Below are 18231 nucleotides of genomic sequence, written 5' to 3' on the forward strand. Positions count from 1 at the left end.
TACTAAAGCTATTTTCCCGCATCAAGATAGATCATTTACTTAATACAACTGGTATAAGATTGATAAAAGGGAAGCATTGCAGCTTCCCTTTTTGGTTGGGTCAAATTAAAGAGAAGACTATTTGGGATCTAGCCCTCTGCGCTTTAAAAGCGCTGCAGTCGTCGGCTCTTTTCCGCGGAATGCTTTGTAAGAGTCCATTACAGGTCTTGAGTTACCAACTGATAAAATATGTTTACGATATTTTTCGCCATTTTCAAGTTTAAGGCCACCGAGCTTTTGCACGTATGCATAGGCGTCGGCTGCTAATATTTCACTCCACATATAGGCATAGTAACCAGCAGAATAGCCGCCTCCCATAGAGTGCGCAAAAAATGCTGATTTATAACGCGGTGGAACGTAATCGAGGGCGACTCCATGCTTTTCCAGTGCCGCTTGTTCAAATTCATTGATATCAGTGGGAGCATGCTCGGGGGAAATTGTATGCCACTCCATATCTAAGAGCGCAGATGCCATGTACTCCAAGGTATCGTAGCCCATATTAAAAGTTCGTGAGCGGATCACTTTATCAAGCAGTGTGTTTGGGATGGGCTCGCCGGTTTGGTAATGCTTTGCATAGTTACTGATAACTTCAGGGTGTGCAGCCCAGTCTTCCTCAAAGGTTGAGGGAAACTCAACAAAGTCACGAGAAACAGCGGTTCCAGCAAGGCTCGGATATTTTACGTCAGAAAACATCCCGTGTAAGCCATGTCCCATTTCGTGAAACATAGTTGTCACTTCATTGTAGCTCACAAAGGTTGGCTCACCATCAGGTGCCTTTGCAATATTCATGACATTGATAACCACAGGCTTTTGGTTTAATAACTCAGATTGCCCTACAAATGAATTCATCCAAGCTCCACCACGTTTACCTTCTCTTGCAAAATAGTCGGCAAAGAATATCGCGAGGCTTTCACCATTGTTATCGAATAGTTCATAAGCCTTAACGTCTGGATGATATACAGGTAAGTCAGGGCGAGCTTTGAAACTTACGCCGTACAACTTATTCATGGTATAAAAAACACCATTTTCTAAGACGTTATTAAATTCGAAGTACTTTTTCACTTCTGTTTCGTCTAGGTCATAACGAGATTGACGAACTTTTTCAGCGTAGTATGCCCAGTCCCAAGGTTTGATGTCGAACGAGTGCCCTTCGCTTTGAATAAGCGTTTTAATATCTGCTGCTTCCTTTTCCACGTTGGAAACAACGGCCGGCACCATGCTACCAAGCATGTCGTAAACTGCTTTAGGGTTTCTAGCCATTTGCTTTTCTAGGCCGTAGTCTGCCCAGCTTTTATACCCTAACAGCGCTGCTTTTTCAGCCCTTAACTGTGCCAGTCGGATGATAATCTGAGTATTGTCATTATCACCTGACTGAGCACGATAAGCAGAAGCTTGCCAAATCTGTTGCCTAAGTGCTCGGTTGGTTAAAGACGCTAAAATAGGTTGACGAGTTGTGTTGGTAATACCTATTAAGTACTTATCTTTATGTCCTGCTGCTTCAGCCGCGCGTTTAGTGGCAAGAATTTGTCTTTCTGTTAAACCGTCCAATGCGGCTTTATCATCAACAATCACTGATATGGCAGACGTTTCTGCTAATAGGTTTTGTGAAAACTGGGTAGTTAGAGATGAATGTTCTTCATTGATTTTGCGAATTTTCTCCTTATCTTCAGCACTTAGTTTTGCGCCAGCTCGCACAAAGTTGGTGTAGTAAACATCCAATAAACGCTTTGATTCTGAGTCCAGTTCGAGTGAGTTACGATTATCATAAAGCGACTTTATACGGCCAAATAATGCGGCGTTCAAATTGATGTTATCGCGGTGTTCTGCGAGCATTGGGGCTAGTTCTTTTTGTAATTGACGACGCTTTACCGAGCTATCTGTGCCTATTAAGTTAAAAAATACACTACTGGTTCGCTTTAGCAGTGCACCACTTTTTTCCATTGCAACTAAGGTGTTTTCAAACGTAGGCGTTGCTGGGTTGCTTGCTATTCTTTCGACTTCTTCAAGGTGTTCTGCCATTCCTAATGTAAATGCTGGCATAAAATGCTCATCCTTTATTTTATCAAACATTGGAGTTTGATAGGTCAAGGTGCTGACATTGAGTAATGGATTTATATAAGCTGTTTCTGCAGAGACGGCAGATGTCATCTCAGTTGAATAATTAGAGCAACCTGAGACAAACAGTGTGGAGTAAATCGCAGCTGCGATGACAGTCTTTTTCATAAACATTCTTCTTGTATTGCTTGTTATGTTATAATATATCAGCTTCTTGTGTTTTATATTGCAACTTATCGCATAATAATGGTGTTATAACGATTTTCAGTTTTACGTTCCGTTTGTTTGCGTAGCCTAAACGTAGAGTAGTAAATGCCTTCCTAGCCGTTAACTTTGATTCTGACTACGTTCAAATCTACTTCTAATACGTATACTTACTCTTGCTAGCGGGCGAAATTACCGCTTCAATCGCCTAGCGGAGCTACTTCTAAAATTCTCAGATAAGACAAGGTAACTCTAAAATAGCGGTTAGCTTTTTGTGTATCCAAGCCTAAAGTGAGACAAGAGATTATCCGCACAACTGATGTGTTGGAAATTTATGATCAACGACGACTGCATTGTGAGCATGTAAACTTTCTTGATGCTCTACCTTAAACCAGTAATCTATAAATTGAGGGCATGTTTCTAAAAATTGCTTGACTCTGCGCGCAGCATCTTCGCAAAACATTAAATTTTCTGCATTTAGCTTCGCAAATGCCTGTTCATCTTCGCGTTTTACCGCAGTTTGAACTGGCGTGCCAATGGTTTGTTCTAGCGCTTTTATAAGGTTTGGAATGAGGGGTAACATCCGTTCTGTTAGTTTTACTGTTACGTAAGCGAAAGAACGCTGGCTATGAGGTGTGGCAATGCTCCCTTTTAGAGAGGTTATCCACGTCATTAGTTCGTGTTTTGAAATCATCTCATGGGAAAACTGTTCTTCGATCTCTTCACTTAATGCTTGTCTAGAAAGTGCCGCTGAACAAGGGCAGGTACTTGAATAGGCAATAGTAAGTGACAACTCATAGCTAAGCTCTGAGTTTATATACTCACAATTAAGCGTGATAGGGTAACTTTGATAGCCGAATTGATCGCTCAACAATGCTGGTTTATCTATGGTTACTTCAAACTGTAACTCAAGCTTGGCTGCGTTGCTCAATCCTTGCTGAGATTGAACCGATTCTTTTAATAACGCTTCAATCGTTTTAATATTCAAAGGAGTCGTACTTAGTATCTCTCTCAAGCGAATGTATAACCGGGACATATGGATCCCTTTCGCCTCAGGTTTATCAAGGCTAACAAAAATATTTGCAAGAGCGTTAACCCTTTGGTAAGAGGTGCTTGATATTTCTACTTCTAAAGGTATGGCAATTTTTTCCATACCGACCCACTTTAGCGGTAAAGCTGTTGTTGCAAGCTGCCCAGAGGCAACATCAGGTAAAGATACTGTCATAGTCATTTCCGGTGAGGTTTCTAGGGCCTGTTGATCTTTGCTGTTTGATTTTTGTTCTCCTGAGTGTGTTTTGGTCGCGACGCTCGACTTGCCGCCTAGTAATCTATGCAAAAGTTGAGCAACAATGAACAAAGCGCACTCAGCTGAACCCAAAGGGCAGCGCTTGATTAGCATTTCTACTGTGTTCTCGCCTGACTCACATAGAATAACTATGCTACGCAGGCTCTGTCTTGTACAAATACCAATCAAACTGCTGCAAAAACAAACTTGAAAGGTAAACATGCCCTAGCGATTAAAAATTAGTGGCATAGCGGCTTTGGGTGTATTAAGCGGTTGTTGGCCGTCATAAACGAGACTGCCATTCACCCAAGTTTTTAAAACTTTAGCTGAAAAACGGTGACCGTCGAATGGGGTCCAGCCACAGTGATAGTGTGTTTTCTGATGGCAAGTGAGCGTTTCTTGATGAGGGTTCACGAGCACTAAGTCAGCATAGTATCCTTCACGAATAAAGCCTCTATCTACAATGTGATACCTTAACGCTGGATTATGTGCCACCTTCTCAACGAGTTGCTCTATAGATAAACGCTGATGATGCACATGGTCGAGCAAGCTTAACAATGCATGTTCAACTAAAGGCAAACCCGCAGGTGCTTGCTGGTAGGGGAGTTGCTTTTCTTGCCAAGTATGAGGCGCGTGATCAGTAGCAATAATATCTATTTGATTATTACGCACTGCTGCTAACAAAGCATCACGATCGCTTTTCGCTTTAATCGCTGGGTTGCATTTTATTAGGTTACCCTGCAGTGCATAATCTTCTTGACTGAACCACAAATGATGAACACATGCTTCTGCCGTAATATGTTTGTCGCGAATATCGCCTGAAGGGAATAAGCTCAATTCTTTTTCTGTTGTGATATGCAGTACATGTAAATCGCTACGATATTGTTTCGCTAAAGATACAGCGTACGAAGAGGATGAATAACACGCTTCGACGTCACGAATGATGGGGTGATCTTGAATTGTTAAACTGCCACTGCGTCCGATGCACATGGATAAATTCTTTTCAATCACTCTTCCATCTTCACAGTGGGTGACAATTAGGGTGGGACTTTCTCTGAAAATTGCGTCGAGAGCTTGTGGATGCTCAACGAGTAGATCGCCTGTTGATGCCCCCATAAAAACTTTAACACCGCAGTACTTCTTCGCATCTAAACGTTTTATTTGTTCTAAATTATCTTCGGTTGCCCCTAAGTAAAAACTATAGTTTGCCAGCGAACTTCTAGACGCAATCGCGTATTTCTGTTCAAGAGCTTCAATGGTTGTAGTCGCAGGGCTTACGTTTGGCATTTCCATATAGCTGGTGATACCACCTGCCACAGCAGCTCTGGATTCTGAGGCTATATTCCCCTTCTGTGTTAAGCCGGGCTCACGGAAATGTACTTGGTCGTCTATCATTCCAGGGAGTAGAAAATAACCTGTCGCATCGACAATATAGTCATTTGACTGTGCCGTTATTGAACTTTCAATTTTATTTATTCTGTTATCAACGATAAGTACATCACATTCTTGTGATTGATTCTCGTTGACCACAATTGCATTTTTTATCAGTGTGCTTTTCATATTGTAGGGACCTATTTGTCAAGTTTGGCTTTGCAAAGGTTACATAAGCCAGGCAACTCTAAGCGTGCATTTGCAGCTGAAAATCCAGTGCTTTCTACCGCTTTAAATAGATGCTTGGCAGCCTCTTGAACAGAATCTATTTCTTCTATTTGATGGCAGGATTTGCAGACTAAGATCACGGATAGATGGTGATGGCACGCACCATCTAGACTCTTACAGGCTATATATTTATTTGCAGAATGGATCCGGTGTGCCAGATTGACTGATTCTAAGAATTCAAGAATGCGGTACACGGACATTGCTAGAATAGGAGAGTTGGTGCTTTTATTGTATTTGTCAGTAAGTTCATACGCTGATAGCGGCTCGACTGTTTGCAATAATATTTCAAGCACGCCCTGTCGTTTTTCAGTTAAACGCAGCCCTAACGATTGGCATTTTGCTTGAGCCTGTTTGAGAATAAAATTTCGTTGAGTTTTGTTCACGGCAATGACGACATAATTCATTCAACTATTGATACAATATAACATATCAAGCATAATTGATACAATATAACATTTATTGGAGTCGTTATGTCTAAACTATCAACAATATCCTTGCTCGTTGCTGCACTGTTACCACCAAGCCTTGTAGCAAAGTCCGTAGAAGGTACAGTCGTCAATAAAGCTGGTAAAGGGATTGCAAATGCATCAATTGAGGTCGAAGGAACTGATATTCGAGTACTCACAGATAACAATGGTCATTTTCAAATTTCGGGTGTTGGGCTTGGAAATAAACAAATTCATGTAAGAGCATCTGGTTTTGCTCATCTGCATAAGGTGCTCACTCTGGATCAAGGTGGCGTTAAAAACGCAATGCTAGTGTTAAATCGCTCTCCAATAGAAGTTATAGATATTGTTGCTACTCCTGTACATATGTCGGCGATGGAATCTGCGGTTCCAGTTAGTGTTTTGTCAGGTGAAACATTGCGTCGACAACAAACCGCTACGCTAGGGGATAGTTTAGAAAAATTGCCTGGCGTCAATACAAATTTTCACGCCAAAGTAGCGAGTACACCAATTATTCGAGGTTTGAGTGGCCCGCGAGTGTTGGTGACGCAAAATGGATTAGATGTCAGTGATGTATCTAGAGTTGGTCCTGATCACTCAGTCGCCTCCGAAGCCTCAACGGCTCAACAAATCGAGGTGTTGCGGGGACCTGCAACTCTTTTTTATGGTAGTGGTGCGATTGGGGGAGTGGTTAACGTTGTCGATACAAGAGTGCCAACCGATAATACAACTCGCGGAGAATGGAATCTGGAAAGTAACTCTGTTGATGACCAAAATACAGCCTCGTTTAATGCGACATCGGGTATTGGCTCTGTGGCCTTATATGTTGATGCATTCTGGCGAGAATCTAATGATTACGAAGTACCTGTTCCTGCTGAAATTCATGAGCATAGTGAAGGGAATGACAATGATGAACATCACTATAAAGTAGCAAATAGTGCTGAAGAGTCTGATGGTTTTACTGTTGGCTCAAGTTACTTATTTGATCAAGGTTATGTCGGTGTGGCTGTTGAGAAATTTAACCGCAAATACGGCATTCCGGGGCATACGCATGGTGATGAAGAAGCACATAATGAGGCTGAAGAGCAGGTTTTTGCCGACTTAACACAAACAAAAGTGCAACTATTAAGCGAGTACAAGTTTAACAAAGGTTGGCTTGATAAAGTGAATGTGCGTGCTGGTTTTACAGAGTATGAACATGCTGAAGTTGAGCACGGCATGGTTGGAACAACATTTAAGAATGATACCAATGAGTTAAAAGTTGATTTACTACATCAGCCTCTGTCCGCTTGGACTGGTGGCGTAAGCTTACATTACAAGCACAGTGATGTTGAGGCTCAAGGTAGTGAGGCGTTTACGCCACCATCTGATACCCAAACACTTGCGATAGGGGTAATGGAGGAAAGGCGATTTGGTGATTTTTTAGTGCAGTTAGGTGGTCGTATTGAGCAAGTGGAGATCACCGCAAGTAATGTGCCTTTACCGAGTATTGATGCCCACTCGCACGATACTGAAATGCATGACCACATCGGTCATGACTCAGAAGCAACAAAGGTATATGCGGTTGAGCATCAGTTTACCCCTGTCAGTTTATCTTCGGGTCTTGTATGGGACTTTGCGCAAAATTATAACCTTGGGTTATCTGTTTCACACTCTGAACGAGCTCCTTCTTCATCGGAGTTATTTTCCTTTGGTCCGCACATAGGAACTAGTACTTATGAAGTTGGTGCTTTGTTTAAAATGGATGAGCACGGTCATTTCGAACTCGATGAGAAAGGTATAGCGCTAGAAAAGTCGCACAATATTGATATTACAGTGCGAAAAACCCAAGGTGATATAGGCTTTATTTTTAATGCTTTTTACAACCAAGTAGATAACTACTACTATCAAATAGAAACTGGGTTTTACGCCGAGAACGGCCATAGTCACGACCACGACCACGACCACGACCACGACCATAATCATGAACATGAGCACGATCATGCTTCCGAATTACCTATTTATTTATTCAAGACAGATGATGTGGTTTTGCACGGTTTTGAAGCGCAAGTTGCTTGGCAATTGACCGACGAGTTGAAAGTTGATGTTTTCTCAGACTTTGTGCGTGCCAGGTTAGAAGAAGGCGGCGATTTACCTCGTACACCACCTCTGCGCTTTGGGTCGCAGTTTAGTTATCAGACGGATAACCTCAGTGCACATATCCATATTACTCGATATCAAGAGCAGGACCGGATTGCACCAGAAGAAACCACGACCGACGGTTATACCCTAGTTGATGCTAGCATCTCTTATGATCTTTCGGTGTTCAATCAAGATCTCTCTATTTATCTTAGGGGAAGTAACCTAACGGATACAGAAGCTCGAGTACATAGCTCATTTTTAAAAGATATTGGTCCTCGTCCGGGTCGCAGTTTTGCACTTGGTATTCGCGGCTATTTTTAAGAATCTCAATCATTATGTACCTGTTAGCTAAAGCCATACAGGTACATAAGTCACTGAGTTATGCAACAACATAGATTTTAACTATGTGTAGCACTAGATTATTACCGACACGATTCACAATCAGCAGGGGAAATTATGGTTTCACGTCGAGGGTTTTTAAGGGGGGCAGGCACCCTAGCATTTATTGGCCTTTCTAAAAGCGCATTTGGCAGAGTGCCACTATTAGATTTTAACACGATGATAGCTGGGTATGGACCGTTGATCACTGACCCCAATGGCTTACTCGATTTGCCCCAAGGTTTCAGTTATCAAATAGTATCAAGCCTTGGGGATGAAATGTCCGATGGTTTTACTGTACCAGATAAAGCCGATGGTATGGGCTGTATTGCTTTAGATGAAGAGCGGGTTGCATTGATCCGCAATCATGAATTGAAACCAACAGATTTAGCAAAAGCCGATAATAGTATTCGCCAACATAAAAGTGATCTTGCTTTTGATACAAATGGCTCAGGCATCGCGCTTCCAGGTGGCACAAGTCATATTGTCTATAACCTAAAAACACGTCAAAAAGAACAAGAATATTTATCCTTGGTTGGCACTATTCGCAACTGCTCTGGTGGAATAACGCCTTGGGGGAGTTGGCTTACTTGTGAAGAAACAACTGCAACTAAAAATGATGGTTTTACACAAGATCACGGATATATTTTTGAAGTACCAGCGACTGCAAAGGGTTTAATTAAGCCACAACCTCTAAAAGCAATGGGGCGGTTTAATCATGAAGCTGCTGCTGTTGATCCCAAAACAGGTATTGTTTATCTCACGGAAGACCGGGGAGACAGTGTGTTTTACCGCTTTATTCCAAACGAAAAAGCAAAGCTCCACAAAGGCGGGAAACTACAAGCGTTGGCTGTGAAAGAAAGCCCGCAATTTGATAGTCGAAATTGGAATAAAAAAGCGATGCCACTTCATCAGGAGTTTATCGTTGAGTGGATAGATTTGGACGACCCGCAAAGTGCTAAAGACGATTTACGGATCCGTGCTTATCGAAGTGGAGCAGCGTTATTTGCTCGAGGTGAAGGGATCCATTGGGGTGAAAAAGAACTGTATTTCTGCTGCACCAATGGTGGGAAAAAGCAGCTAGGGCAAGTGATGAAATATCAGCCATCTGAATTTGAAGGGACAGAAAAAGAACATCTCAGTCCAGGAAAGCTATCTTTATTTGTGGAAAGCACTAGCCAGTCTCTCTATAACTTTGGTGATAATCTCACTGTATCACCAAAAGGTCATTTAATTGTGTGTGAGGATCAGTACTCGGATATTGTAAATAACTACCTAAGAGGAGTGACACCAAATGGTGAACTTTACAATTTTGCTAGATTAACCAAGCAAACTGAACTTGCAGGCGCTTGTTTTTCACCAGATGGAGGTACGTTATTTGTCAATGTCTACTCACCAACTACGACACTAGCGATTGTTGGACCTTGGGAGTGCTTCAATGAATCCTGTACATAATTAACTTGTTTGGACAATTTAAATTATCTTATGGTGTGGTTACACTGGTGAGGAATATGACAACACCAAAATAACGAGTGCAGTATGACAACAATATTCCAAGCACCTCAAGCGGTGGTGATGATCCGCCCACACCATTTCACTTCAAACCCCCAAACCATGCAAGATAACGCTTTTCAGCAAGCTTGTAGCGAAAACAACCCTAACAATAGAGCTTATGTTGAGGTCAGTAACGCAGTGCACGCGTTAGAATTAGCTGGCGTGAAAGTGCACTTATTTGAGGACACCTCTACGAAGACTCCTGATTCAGTATTTCCTAACAATTGGTTTTCGACTCATAGTGATGGTCAATTGACGATTTATCCTATGTATGCACCAAATCGACGGCTTGAAGTGCGCAGCGACATTATCGATTTTTTACGTGCTCAGTATCAGGTGACAAATATCAATGACTATAGTCATCTAACCGCTGAAGAAATATTCCTTGAAGGCACCGGCTCAATGGTTATCGACCATCAAACAAAAGTGGCCTATGCGGTAGAGTCTAAGCGCACCAACACAGATTTAGTTAATCAGGTTTGTCAGCAATTGGGGCTACAAGCCGAGATATTTAATGCCTATGATAAAAACCAAGTATCGGTTTATCACACTAATGTCTTAATGTGTGTTGCGACCGACTTCGCCATGATATGTCTAGATATGGTGCCTGAACATCAGCGGACAAAACTTGTTGCCTGTTTAACGCAAAGCGGTCACACGCTAATTGAGCTATCTTATGAGCAAATCCAACATTTTTGTGGCAACGCGATTGAGTTGCAAGGGAGCACCGGTCGCATACTTGCGCTTTCTACTACGGCTTATCGGGCGCTATTACCAGAGCAAATTACTGTCATTGAAGAGTCAGCTAAGCTAGTTGCTATTGATATACCGACAATTGAAGCCGCAGGTGGCTCGGTGCGTTGTATGATTGCTGGAGTCCATTTAAATAACCGTTAAAAAATACTAGATAAATGGCAAATAATAATAAAATAGGAACCGCCTATGTTTGAAAGTGCAGTTAAGAGTATCAATGGGCTCTTATGGGGAGAAGGCCAGATACTTATTTATATCCTGTTATTTGCAGGGTTCTGGTTCACTATTCTTTTGCGAGGAATACAAGTGGTTAAATTTCGCCACATGTTTAGCCTATTAAAAGGCAGTAGCAAAGGCGATAAAGATAATATCAGTTCTTTTCAAGCATTATGTACCGGGCTATCCGCAAGGGTCGGTACTGGGAACTTGGCAGGTGTGGCGGTCGCTATTTCTCTTGGCGGTAGTGGCGCTATATTTTGGATGTGGATGATAGCTATTTTGGGGATGGCAACCGGTTTTGCTGAGAGTGTGCTTGGTCAAGTCTATAAAGTACGTGATAGTCAAGGCGAATTTAGAGGGGGCCCTGCCTATTATATTCAAATGGGGCTAGGTAGTAGGGCACTGGCCATATGCTTCGCACTGTGTTTGTTTTTGGGCTACGGCTTTACCTTCAGCGCAATGCAAACGAACACCATTACCGACGCGCTTAATTACGCATTTAATATCCCAACTGGGTACTCGGGTATTGTGATCACTGTACTTGCAGGTGCAATCATCCTTGGTGGCTTTAAAGCGATTGCTAGATTTGCCGAAAAAGTGGTGCCCGTAATGGGATTAGTCTTTGTGCTCGTTGCCATCGTCATCACAGTGATAAATTACTCGCAAGTGCCGGGCATGCTGTTAGATATTTTGCGCAGTGCTTTTGGTTTGCAAGAAGCGGGAGCTGGCGCTCTTGGTGCAGCCATTAAAAATGGCATTCAGCGCGGCCTTTATTCAAATGAGGCTGGAGCGGGAAGTGTGCCGCACGCGTCAGCCAGTGCGACGCCGATACCCAACCACCCTGTGACTCAAGGTTATATTCAAATGCTAGGGGTCTTCTTTGATACAATCGTACTATGTAGCTGTACCGCTGTGATAATTCTCTTAGCCGATATCGATATCGGCAGTGAGATGGAAGGTATACGCCTTACACAATCTGCGATGACATCCCACTTTGCCGCAGGGGGCGTGTATTTTGTCGCGGCAGCAATCACTTTATTTGCTTTTACTTCCGTAGTAGCAAATTATGCCTACGCTGAAAGTAACTTACATTTATTCCATTTAGATAATAAAGTTGGTCGTTCAATCTATACCGCGTGTTACTTATGTATGATGCTTTGGGGCGCCTCAGCGACACTTAAGCAAGTGTGGGATCTAGCTGACATTGCACTAGGGTTAATGACCGTAGTTAACGTCATCGCGATTGTCCGCCTTACGCCTACTATTTTGGCGGTTACAACGGATTACCATAGTCAAAGTATGAAAGGTAAAGCACCGGTATTTGACACCAAAAAGGTAAAAATACAAGGAGTAACCGAGTCAGGAGTTTGGAATAATAGTCGTGAGAATCACTCAGCTTAAAACGTTGAAAGAAGGGTTATGGAGGGTTTTTTACCTCAGTTTATTCACAGGAGTTTTGAAGTAAAAGTGTCGTTATATTTTCTATCATCTACTCTATTTAATTTTTTTATATTCATTGTATACTGCCGCGCGCTTTTTATTTCAATATTTTAAATTAAATATTGCTCTTTTTTTAATCTGTGAATTTTGATGTGATAATGAAAATAAAACTATTTGGATTGGTATTACTATCCTTACCTATTTATGCAGAAGCTGAGGTCAACGTATACTCAGAAGCACTTATTGGTAAAGCCAATAATGAACTTTATGCGAAGGACGACTTTGACGGAAGTAAGCGCGCGTCATCTGCCATGTCTGATTCATTTGGACTTAGACTGGGTTTCGAGCTTACCGAGCAGTTAGCTCTTGAAATCTCTAAACACTATCATGGGGAAGCACCTGCCGAATATACAGTTCATAGGTCTACCACAATCCCTGGAAGTAATGAGGGTCCCTTTACAACTTCATATAACGTTGTCTTGCCTATTGATACTGAATCTCTAAGACTTGGAGTTAAGGGTAAGATAGCGTTGTCTAACAAAGTTAATGCGAATATAAGAGTGGGAATTGCACACTGGAAATACAAAGATGTGCTCCCCGCACAATTAGTTTCTCCAGATAATACCGGCTCAGGTGATAGTGGTAATGATATTTATACTGCTGTAGGATTTAATTATCAACTTACAGACAATCTCTATGCAGGTTTAGAATACGCCCTTATAAATATTAAAGAGTCGCAAGAATATGACTATGGGGGCAACGTTAAGTATGAGCATAATTTACACGAATTATCCATAGTGCTCGGTTGGGCTTTTTAAACCGCAGATTCACTTCGCTGAGCAATTAGCGTCAGGGATCTATTTAAAATTGGTCAAATTGATTGGTTTTGTATCACCTATTTTGGTAATCGGGTTTGGGCTCTTCTCAATGATGAGATTACCCAAACCCAGCGATGATTAGCTATCACCAGCCATCGTAGCGTTTTCTACGAGATAAAAATAGTGTCAGGATCACACCGATAATGATGCCACTAATCCCGATGATACCTCCGTAAGTCAGCAGCTGGTGCTGTTCTTTTTGGACTTTTTGCTGCTGTGACAAGCGTTCATCTTGAAGTTGCTGTTCAAGTCCGGAAATGGTCTCTTGTAACGCTACGTTTTCGGCAAGTAAATTGGTATTATTTTGTTGTAAGATGGGCAGTTGTTGCTGAGCGTCATTGAGTGCTGTTTGAGTATCAACCAGCGTTTGATTCAGGTTCTCAAGCTGTTGTTTTAGTCCGGCCTCAGTGGTAATGAACTTACTCTCTACCCAGCCTTCTCTTTCCTTGTCATCTTTAATTTGGACAAATCCATCTTCAGCGCCACTAAGTATAGTGATTGGTGTGCCTGCATCCACAGAGCCTAAAATCCGATAATTTTTACTTGGACCTGTGTGCATGAAAATATAAAGATTGTCACTTATATAGCCATTTGGCTGCGGTGGGTTTGCTGGGGTAGTGTCGGCAGGCTCTTCAGCAAAAATGGTAAAGCTTATTAAGAGCAGGCTCGCAATGATAAATTGCTTAAGGTTGAACATGCGTGGGCCTTTTATTCTTAGGGTGGTAAAGTTTACAAAATAGTAGGGATTTCACAGCTTAATAGCAAGGCTTTGTTTATTTTGAATAAGCCGAAATAATTGATTACATACTGGAAATTACTAAAGCGTGAGAGCTAAGCTTACGTATCAAAAATCCCGACATTTAGCGAATTTATCCAAACTATTTGTTGATTTAGCACATATTTAGCGGGATTTTCATCAGATAAAAAGATTGCAAACTCGGCTTCCTTTGTATATTTTGATCTTCCCGTAGACAAATAGGTAAAACACTGCCCTAATGGACACTGAAATAGAACTGAAATTCTTGGTTTCAGATAATGAAGTTCCGCTGATCCCTGCACTTCTCACACAGTTTGCAAAAACGGTCACCAACAAACCCGCTAAAAATTTAACGAATGCTTACTTTGATACGCCCAATCGTGAATTACGAGCGCTAGATATTGGTTTAAGAACTCGTTGTTGTAACGATGAGTGTGAACAAACAATTAAACTTGCAGGAGAGGTTGTTGGTGGGTTACATCAGCGGCCTGAATATAACTTACCTATTCAGTCAGGGCGTCCAGACTTACATGCTTTTGATGCTAACATTTGGCCTCATGGCATGCAGTTGGAATCCATTGCGCAGAATATATTCCCGATCTTCAGTACTAATTTTATTCGTCGTACATGGCTATTGGAGACGGATTCTGGTACTAAGATAGAAGCGGTATTAGATAAAGGCGAGATCGCCGCGAACGGCCAAATTGAGCCAATCAATGAGCTCGAGATAGAATTAATTGAGGGAAATAAAGAGGATTTATTTCTTTTGGCTGATCACCTGATAAAACAAGCAGGCATGCGCTTAGGGTTATACTCTAAAGCAGCTAGAGGCTATCGAATAGCGGACGACAAGCCGCTGAAACCAAATAAATTTATAGGTTTTGTACCTCTTAAATCTCAAGCGACGCAAGAGCAAGCACTCATCGCGACGGTAAGCTACGGGATCCAATTTGTACAAAAGCATGAACAGTGTTATTTCAACAAACCGAGCTTAAAAACACTTAAGCGAGTCATTGATGGCATCTCACTTATTCGTCATGCGTTTTGGCTATTTGATGATATCGTGGATAAAAGCTTAACTGAGAGTATTCGCAATGAGTTGAAGTGGTTGTTGTCAGAGTTGGCTTGGGTTGAGAATGCCATCCACCTTAAAACTTATACTTCAAAGCGTCATGCTTATTATAAAAAGCTAAATCAATTTCCTGAGTTAGCTCATGTGATCACCGATTTACAGGATGTACAGCCAACACCGACGGACATTGAAGACTTATTTCATTGTACCCGTTATAACCGGTTGATCCTCTCGTTGACGCGCTGGTTGGTTGATAGAGCTTGGCGTAAAAATTGGGATCAAAAGGCACTGAGCGCAGCGCAGCTGCCAGTTACTGATATTGCTAATCAACTTTTCGATAAAGATTGGCAAGCGTTGAAAAGCCTGTTGCCGCAAGAAAAAACGCTATCAGAATATGATTACTTACAAGTAAGAGCAAAACTAGAAAACACGCTGCTTAGTGGCAATTGCCTAGGCAAACTTTACGATAAAGAAGCACGCAAAGCATTTAGAACGCCATGGATCGATGTGGTGTATGGCATCTATGAACTTGAAACCTTGACTTATTTGCATCAACTTTGCCAAAACCAAAATTCTGACGCATTACAAGAAGTACAAGTGTGGCTAAAACAAAAATCTGATTTTTTAGTGAGTGCCATGGAACAAAGCCGGCAATCTTCAATGCTATCTGAACCTTATTGGTGTTGATTAAAGAGAGCGGGGCAACCCGCTTTTTTTAATGTGTACTGTCATGCCTACTCCCTTTAAACTAAACCGACTTGAGCGACAATTAAAAAGGCAAAATGGTGTCATATATTAAAATAACTTTGCTTTGGATATGTGTGTTGTTAGCACCATTTAGTCAAGCAAATGAACGTTTATATGAAGTTTTCATCAAAGAGCTTCAGCAAAAAGAAACTCGTGAGCAAGCTCTGCAAAAAGTTGATTTGGTGCTTGAATCGACTCTTGCGCCTGAAGAAATAGCAGAGGTACACCATAAAGTAACCGTCGCATTAAAAAATGATTTTAAATTAGAGGATGCGCACCGCTGGGCTGAGCGTTTCAAGCAAATATTGCTTACGTATCATTTGCCACAATATGAGGCAAAGTACTCGTTGACCTATGGGGACCTCATGCTCAAAGAGGGGAAGTTCAGCGATGCGATTAGCTATTTAGACTTAGCTGTGTCTCAGCTATCTGCACTTAATATGCATCGGTTGTTATGCCATGCTTATCGGTTCCGTGCGGGTGCTTACAAAAATAATGGTAGTTATAAAGATGCCATAGAGAGTTATGAGTTATCGATTGAAGTGGCAAAAAAATATGAGTTTGCGGATTTACAGGTTTCGTCTATCACGCAATTAGCTGACGTTTATTCCGACCTTTCTTTACCAGATAAAGCACTTAAATTATTGCAGCAGTCCATTGCGGTGTTGAAAAGCCAACAACAACAAAATACGGCACTACTTGCCCAAGTTTACTATAACCTAGGTGGAGCCCATCAGGTGATTGGGGATCACGAGAAGTCCCTCCAAGCCTATCAAACAGCCTATAATTACGACCTTGAAAGTGGAGCTGTAGTTTACTCGGCTTATACCTTGATCCGTATCGGTCGTGAGCAAATCAAACTTAAGCGCTTTGATGAAGCGCAAGCATCGTTTGAAAAGGCTTACGAAATTTTCGAGTCTCATAAACATACCAGAAATCAAGGTTGGGCCAAGAGCAACCTTGCTGAGCTTAAACTCAAAGAAGGCAACAAAACAGAAGCCAAAGCATTTGTTGAGCAGGCACTTGAGCTTATCGACCCTATCCAAAGTAAAGTTCTTTATCAAGAAACGATGACAACGTATGCACAAATTGTGTTGCCAGAGCGTGCTGAATTTTTTATTGAAAGCATGAAGCAGATCGTTGCTGAAGAAGAAGCATATCTTGGCCTCAAAGAAACCGCATTGCGTGTCTTAAAAGACGCTTATAGTGCACAAGGTGACTTTGAATCCGCGCTTAACTATCAGTTGCAATATACCGAATCCAAGATCTCTCAGTTAGAAAAAGAAGCTAGCCAAAAAGCGCTTGCTTATCAATTGGATACAGAGTATCAGAAAAACCAGTTTGAGTTACAGAGTCTAAAAACACAACGTGAGGTTGAGCTTGCCGAGCAGCGCATCCAGCAAATTGTTACGGCAGCCGGAGTCGGTGTTTTAATTATTTTCTTGAGTGCGTTTTTATTACTAGCGAGAAACAAACGTCGTGCACTGGAGCTGGAAAAACAATTACTCAACAAAGCTTTGGATTTAAAACAGCAACTTCTTGCTGATATATCCCACGAATTGAGAACGCCGCTTACTGTACTTAAACTACATATTGAATCATTGGAACATAATTTGGTGGAAAACCCAAAGCAGAGCTACAAAGTGCTTAACCGCCGCCTCGATACGCTTAACACTTTAATCAAAGATATTTACGAACTTGCGCAGGCCGATACTGGCAGTCTTAATCTGGCATTAGAGCGTGCCAATGCCAAACAAGCGTTTATTGGCTTTGTAGAAGATATTGATGATTTTGTGACGGATGAAGGGCTTGAATTTAACGCCAATATTGAACTTCCAGACGATCTGGAAATCGACATTGATGTAACAAGGCTGGCGCAAGTATTTAATAACTTAGCTCGCAATAGCGTAAATTATACCGACAAGCCAGGTGAAGTTTCCGTGGATATTGGCTATCGAAATCAGCAACTCTACTGTGTTATTGAAGATTCAAGTCCTGGAGTGGACGATGAAGCTTTAGGGCGTTTGTTTGAGCGCTTGTTCCGGTGTGATAAGTCTCGTAGTCGAGATCTTGGTGGTTCAGGTCTGGGTTTATCCATTTGCCAAAAGTTGGTTGAATTGCACGGTGGCAATATCACAGTAGCGCACAGCGAATTAGGCGGGCTGAAAGTGAGTGTTATTATACCTTGTGAGTAATGTTAGCCTATCTTTACCTAGAGCTAGGTAGTACAGATAAGAACGATTTTATATCGCGAATTAGTAAAGTCTCGCCACATAAAGTGGCTCCGACCTGAGTTTATAGACTGAATGTAGGAGCGATTTTACATCGCGATATAGCACAAAAGCTCGCCGCATAAAGCAGCTTCCCGCCAGAGGTTATACATAATATGTAGGAGCGATTTTACATCGCGATTTAGTAAAGTCTCGCCGCATAAAGCAGCTTCCCGCCAGAGGTTATACATAATATGTAGGAGCGGTTTTATACCGCGATTTAATAAAATCTCACCACATAAAGTGGCGCCAACCTGAGTTTATACACTGCATGTGGGAGCGATTTTACATCGCGATATTTAGTAAAGTCTCGCCACATAAAGCGGTGCCGACCTGAGTTACATACTGTATGTA

General features: G+C 41.8%; 12 protein-coding genes. 7 read left to right on the forward strand and 5 right to left on the reverse strand.

What is annotated here, in order from left to right; translation table 11 throughout:
* Positions 1–117 precede the first annotated feature (117 nt).
* The 4 genes from F9Y84_RS01045 to F9Y84_RS01060 all read right to left on the reverse strand — a co-directional run bounded on the left by F9Y84_RS01045 (position 118) and on the right by F9Y84_RS01060 (position 5646).
* The gene (locus tag F9Y84_RS01045) at positions 118–2262 is read right to left on the reverse strand and encodes a M3 family metallopeptidase (RefSeq protein WP_147390286.1); all 2145 of its coding nucleotides are present in this window, start codon (positions 2260–2262) and stop codon (positions 118–120) included.
* Positions 2263–2602: 340 nt separating this feature from the next.
* The gene (gene folE2, locus F9Y84_RS01050) at positions 2603–3523 is read right to left on the reverse strand and encodes a GTP cyclohydrolase FolE2 (RefSeq protein WP_147390287.1); all 921 of its coding nucleotides are present in this window, start codon (positions 3521–3523) and stop codon (positions 2603–2605) included.
* Positions 3524–3808: 285 nt separating this feature from the next.
* The gene (locus F9Y84_RS01055; RefSeq protein ID WP_147390288.1) at positions 3809–5143 is read right to left on the reverse strand and encodes a dihydroorotase; all 1335 of its coding nucleotides are present in this window, start codon (positions 5141–5143) and stop codon (positions 3809–3811) included.
* A gap of 11 nt (positions 5144–5154) precedes the next feature.
* Entirely contained in the window at positions 5155–5646 is a 492-nt protein-coding gene (locus F9Y84_RS01060) for a Fur family transcriptional regulator (RefSeq protein WP_147390289.1), read from the reverse strand.
* A 66-nt stretch (positions 5647–5712) separates the two neighbouring features.
* Here F9Y84_RS01060 and F9Y84_RS01065 point away from each other — a divergent pair, with 66 nt between their 5' ends.
* The 5 genes from F9Y84_RS01065 to F9Y84_RS01085 all read left to right on the forward strand — a co-directional run bounded on the left by F9Y84_RS01065 (position 5713) and on the right by F9Y84_RS01085 (position 12971).
* A complete protein-coding gene (locus F9Y84_RS01065; RefSeq protein ID WP_147390290.1) occupies positions 5713–8130 on the forward strand; it encodes a TonB-dependent receptor in 2418 nt (805 codons plus the stop codon).
* A gap of 135 nt (positions 8131–8265) precedes the next feature.
* Entirely contained in the window at positions 8266–9642 is a 1377-nt protein-coding gene (locus tag F9Y84_RS01070) for an alkaline phosphatase PhoX (RefSeq protein ID WP_147390291.1), read from the forward strand.
* Between the two features lie 84 nt (positions 9643–9726).
* Positions 9727–10638, forward strand: a complete 912-nt coding sequence (ctlX, locus tag F9Y84_RS01075) for a citrulline utilization hydrolase CtlX (RefSeq protein WP_147390292.1) — start codon at positions 9727–9729, stop codon at positions 10636–10638.
* A gap of 45 nt (positions 10639–10683) precedes the next feature.
* Entirely contained in the window at positions 10684–12114 is a 1431-nt protein-coding gene (locus tag F9Y84_RS01080; protein WP_147390293.1) for an alanine/glycine:cation symporter family protein, read from the forward strand.
* 197 nt (positions 12115–12311) lie between these two features.
* Entirely contained in the window at positions 12312–12971 is a 660-nt protein-coding gene (locus F9Y84_RS01085; protein ID WP_147390294.1) for an outer membrane beta-barrel protein, read from the forward strand.
* 145 nt (positions 12972–13116) lie between these two features.
* Here F9Y84_RS01085 and F9Y84_RS01090 read toward each other — a convergent pair whose 3' ends face one another.
* Entirely contained in the window at positions 13117–13728 is a 612-nt protein-coding gene (locus F9Y84_RS01090; protein WP_225740757.1) for a TIGR04211 family SH3 domain-containing protein, read from the reverse strand.
* Positions 13729–14026: 298 nt separating this feature from the next.
* On the opposite strand from F9Y84_RS01090, the gene F9Y84_RS01095 reads away from it, so the two are divergent.
* Complete coding sequence (locus F9Y84_RS01095) at positions 14027–15547, forward strand: CYTH and CHAD domain-containing protein (protein WP_147390295.1); 1521 nt, start codon at positions 14027–14029, stop codon at positions 15545–15547.
* Between the two features lie 134 nt (positions 15548–15681).
* The gene (locus tag F9Y84_RS01100) at positions 15682–17802 is read left to right on the forward strand and encodes a tetratricopeptide repeat protein (protein WP_244297288.1); all 2121 of its coding nucleotides are present in this window, start codon (positions 15682–15684) and stop codon (positions 17800–17802) included.
* Positions 17803–18231 lie beyond the last annotated feature (429 nt).

The organism is Pseudoalteromonas peptidolytica, assembly GCF_012641745.1.
Taxonomy (GTDB): Bacteria; Pseudomonadota; Gammaproteobacteria; order Enterobacterales; family Alteromonadaceae; genus Pseudoalteromonas; species Pseudoalteromonas peptidolytica.

Excerpts from the sequence above, each read along its gene's own strand:
- F9Y84_RS01045 (WP_147390286.1), bottom strand. The coding sequence starts at position 2,262 with ATGAAAAAGACTGTCATCGCAGCTGCGATTTACTCCACACTGTTTGTC.
- folE2 (WP_147390287.1), bottom strand. The coding sequence starts at position 3,523 with ATGACAGTATCTTTACCTGATGTTGCCTCTGGGCAGCTTGCAACAACA.
- F9Y84_RS01055 (WP_147390288.1), bottom strand. The coding sequence starts at position 5,143 with ATGAAAAGCACACTGATAAAAAATGCAATTGTGGTCAACGAGAATCAA.
- F9Y84_RS01060 (WP_147390289.1), bottom strand. The coding sequence starts at position 5,646 with ATGAATTATGTCGTCATTGCCGTGAACAAAACTCAACGAAATTTTATT.
- F9Y84_RS01065 (WP_147390290.1), top strand. The coding sequence starts at position 5,713 with ATGTCTAAACTATCAACAATATCCTTGCTCGTTGCTGCACTGTTACCA.
- F9Y84_RS01070 (WP_147390291.1), top strand. The coding sequence starts at position 8,266 with ATGGTTTCACGTCGAGGGTTTTTAAGGGGGGCAGGCACCCTAGCATTT.
- ctlX (WP_147390292.1), top strand. The coding sequence starts at position 9,727 with ATGACAACAATATTCCAAGCACCTCAAGCGGTGGTGATGATCCGCCCA.
- F9Y84_RS01080 (WP_147390293.1), top strand. The coding sequence starts at position 10,684 with ATGTTTGAAAGTGCAGTTAAGAGTATCAATGGGCTCTTATGGGGAGAA.
- F9Y84_RS01085 (WP_147390294.1), top strand. The coding sequence starts at position 12,312 with ATGAAAATAAAACTATTTGGATTGGTATTACTATCCTTACCTATTTAT.
- F9Y84_RS01090 (WP_225740757.1), bottom strand. The coding sequence starts at position 13,728 with ATGTTCAACCTTAAGCAATTTATCATTGCGAGCCTGCTCTTAATAAGC.
- F9Y84_RS01095 (WP_147390295.1), top strand. The coding sequence starts at position 14,027 with ATGGACACTGAAATAGAACTGAAATTCTTGGTTTCAGATAATGAAGTT.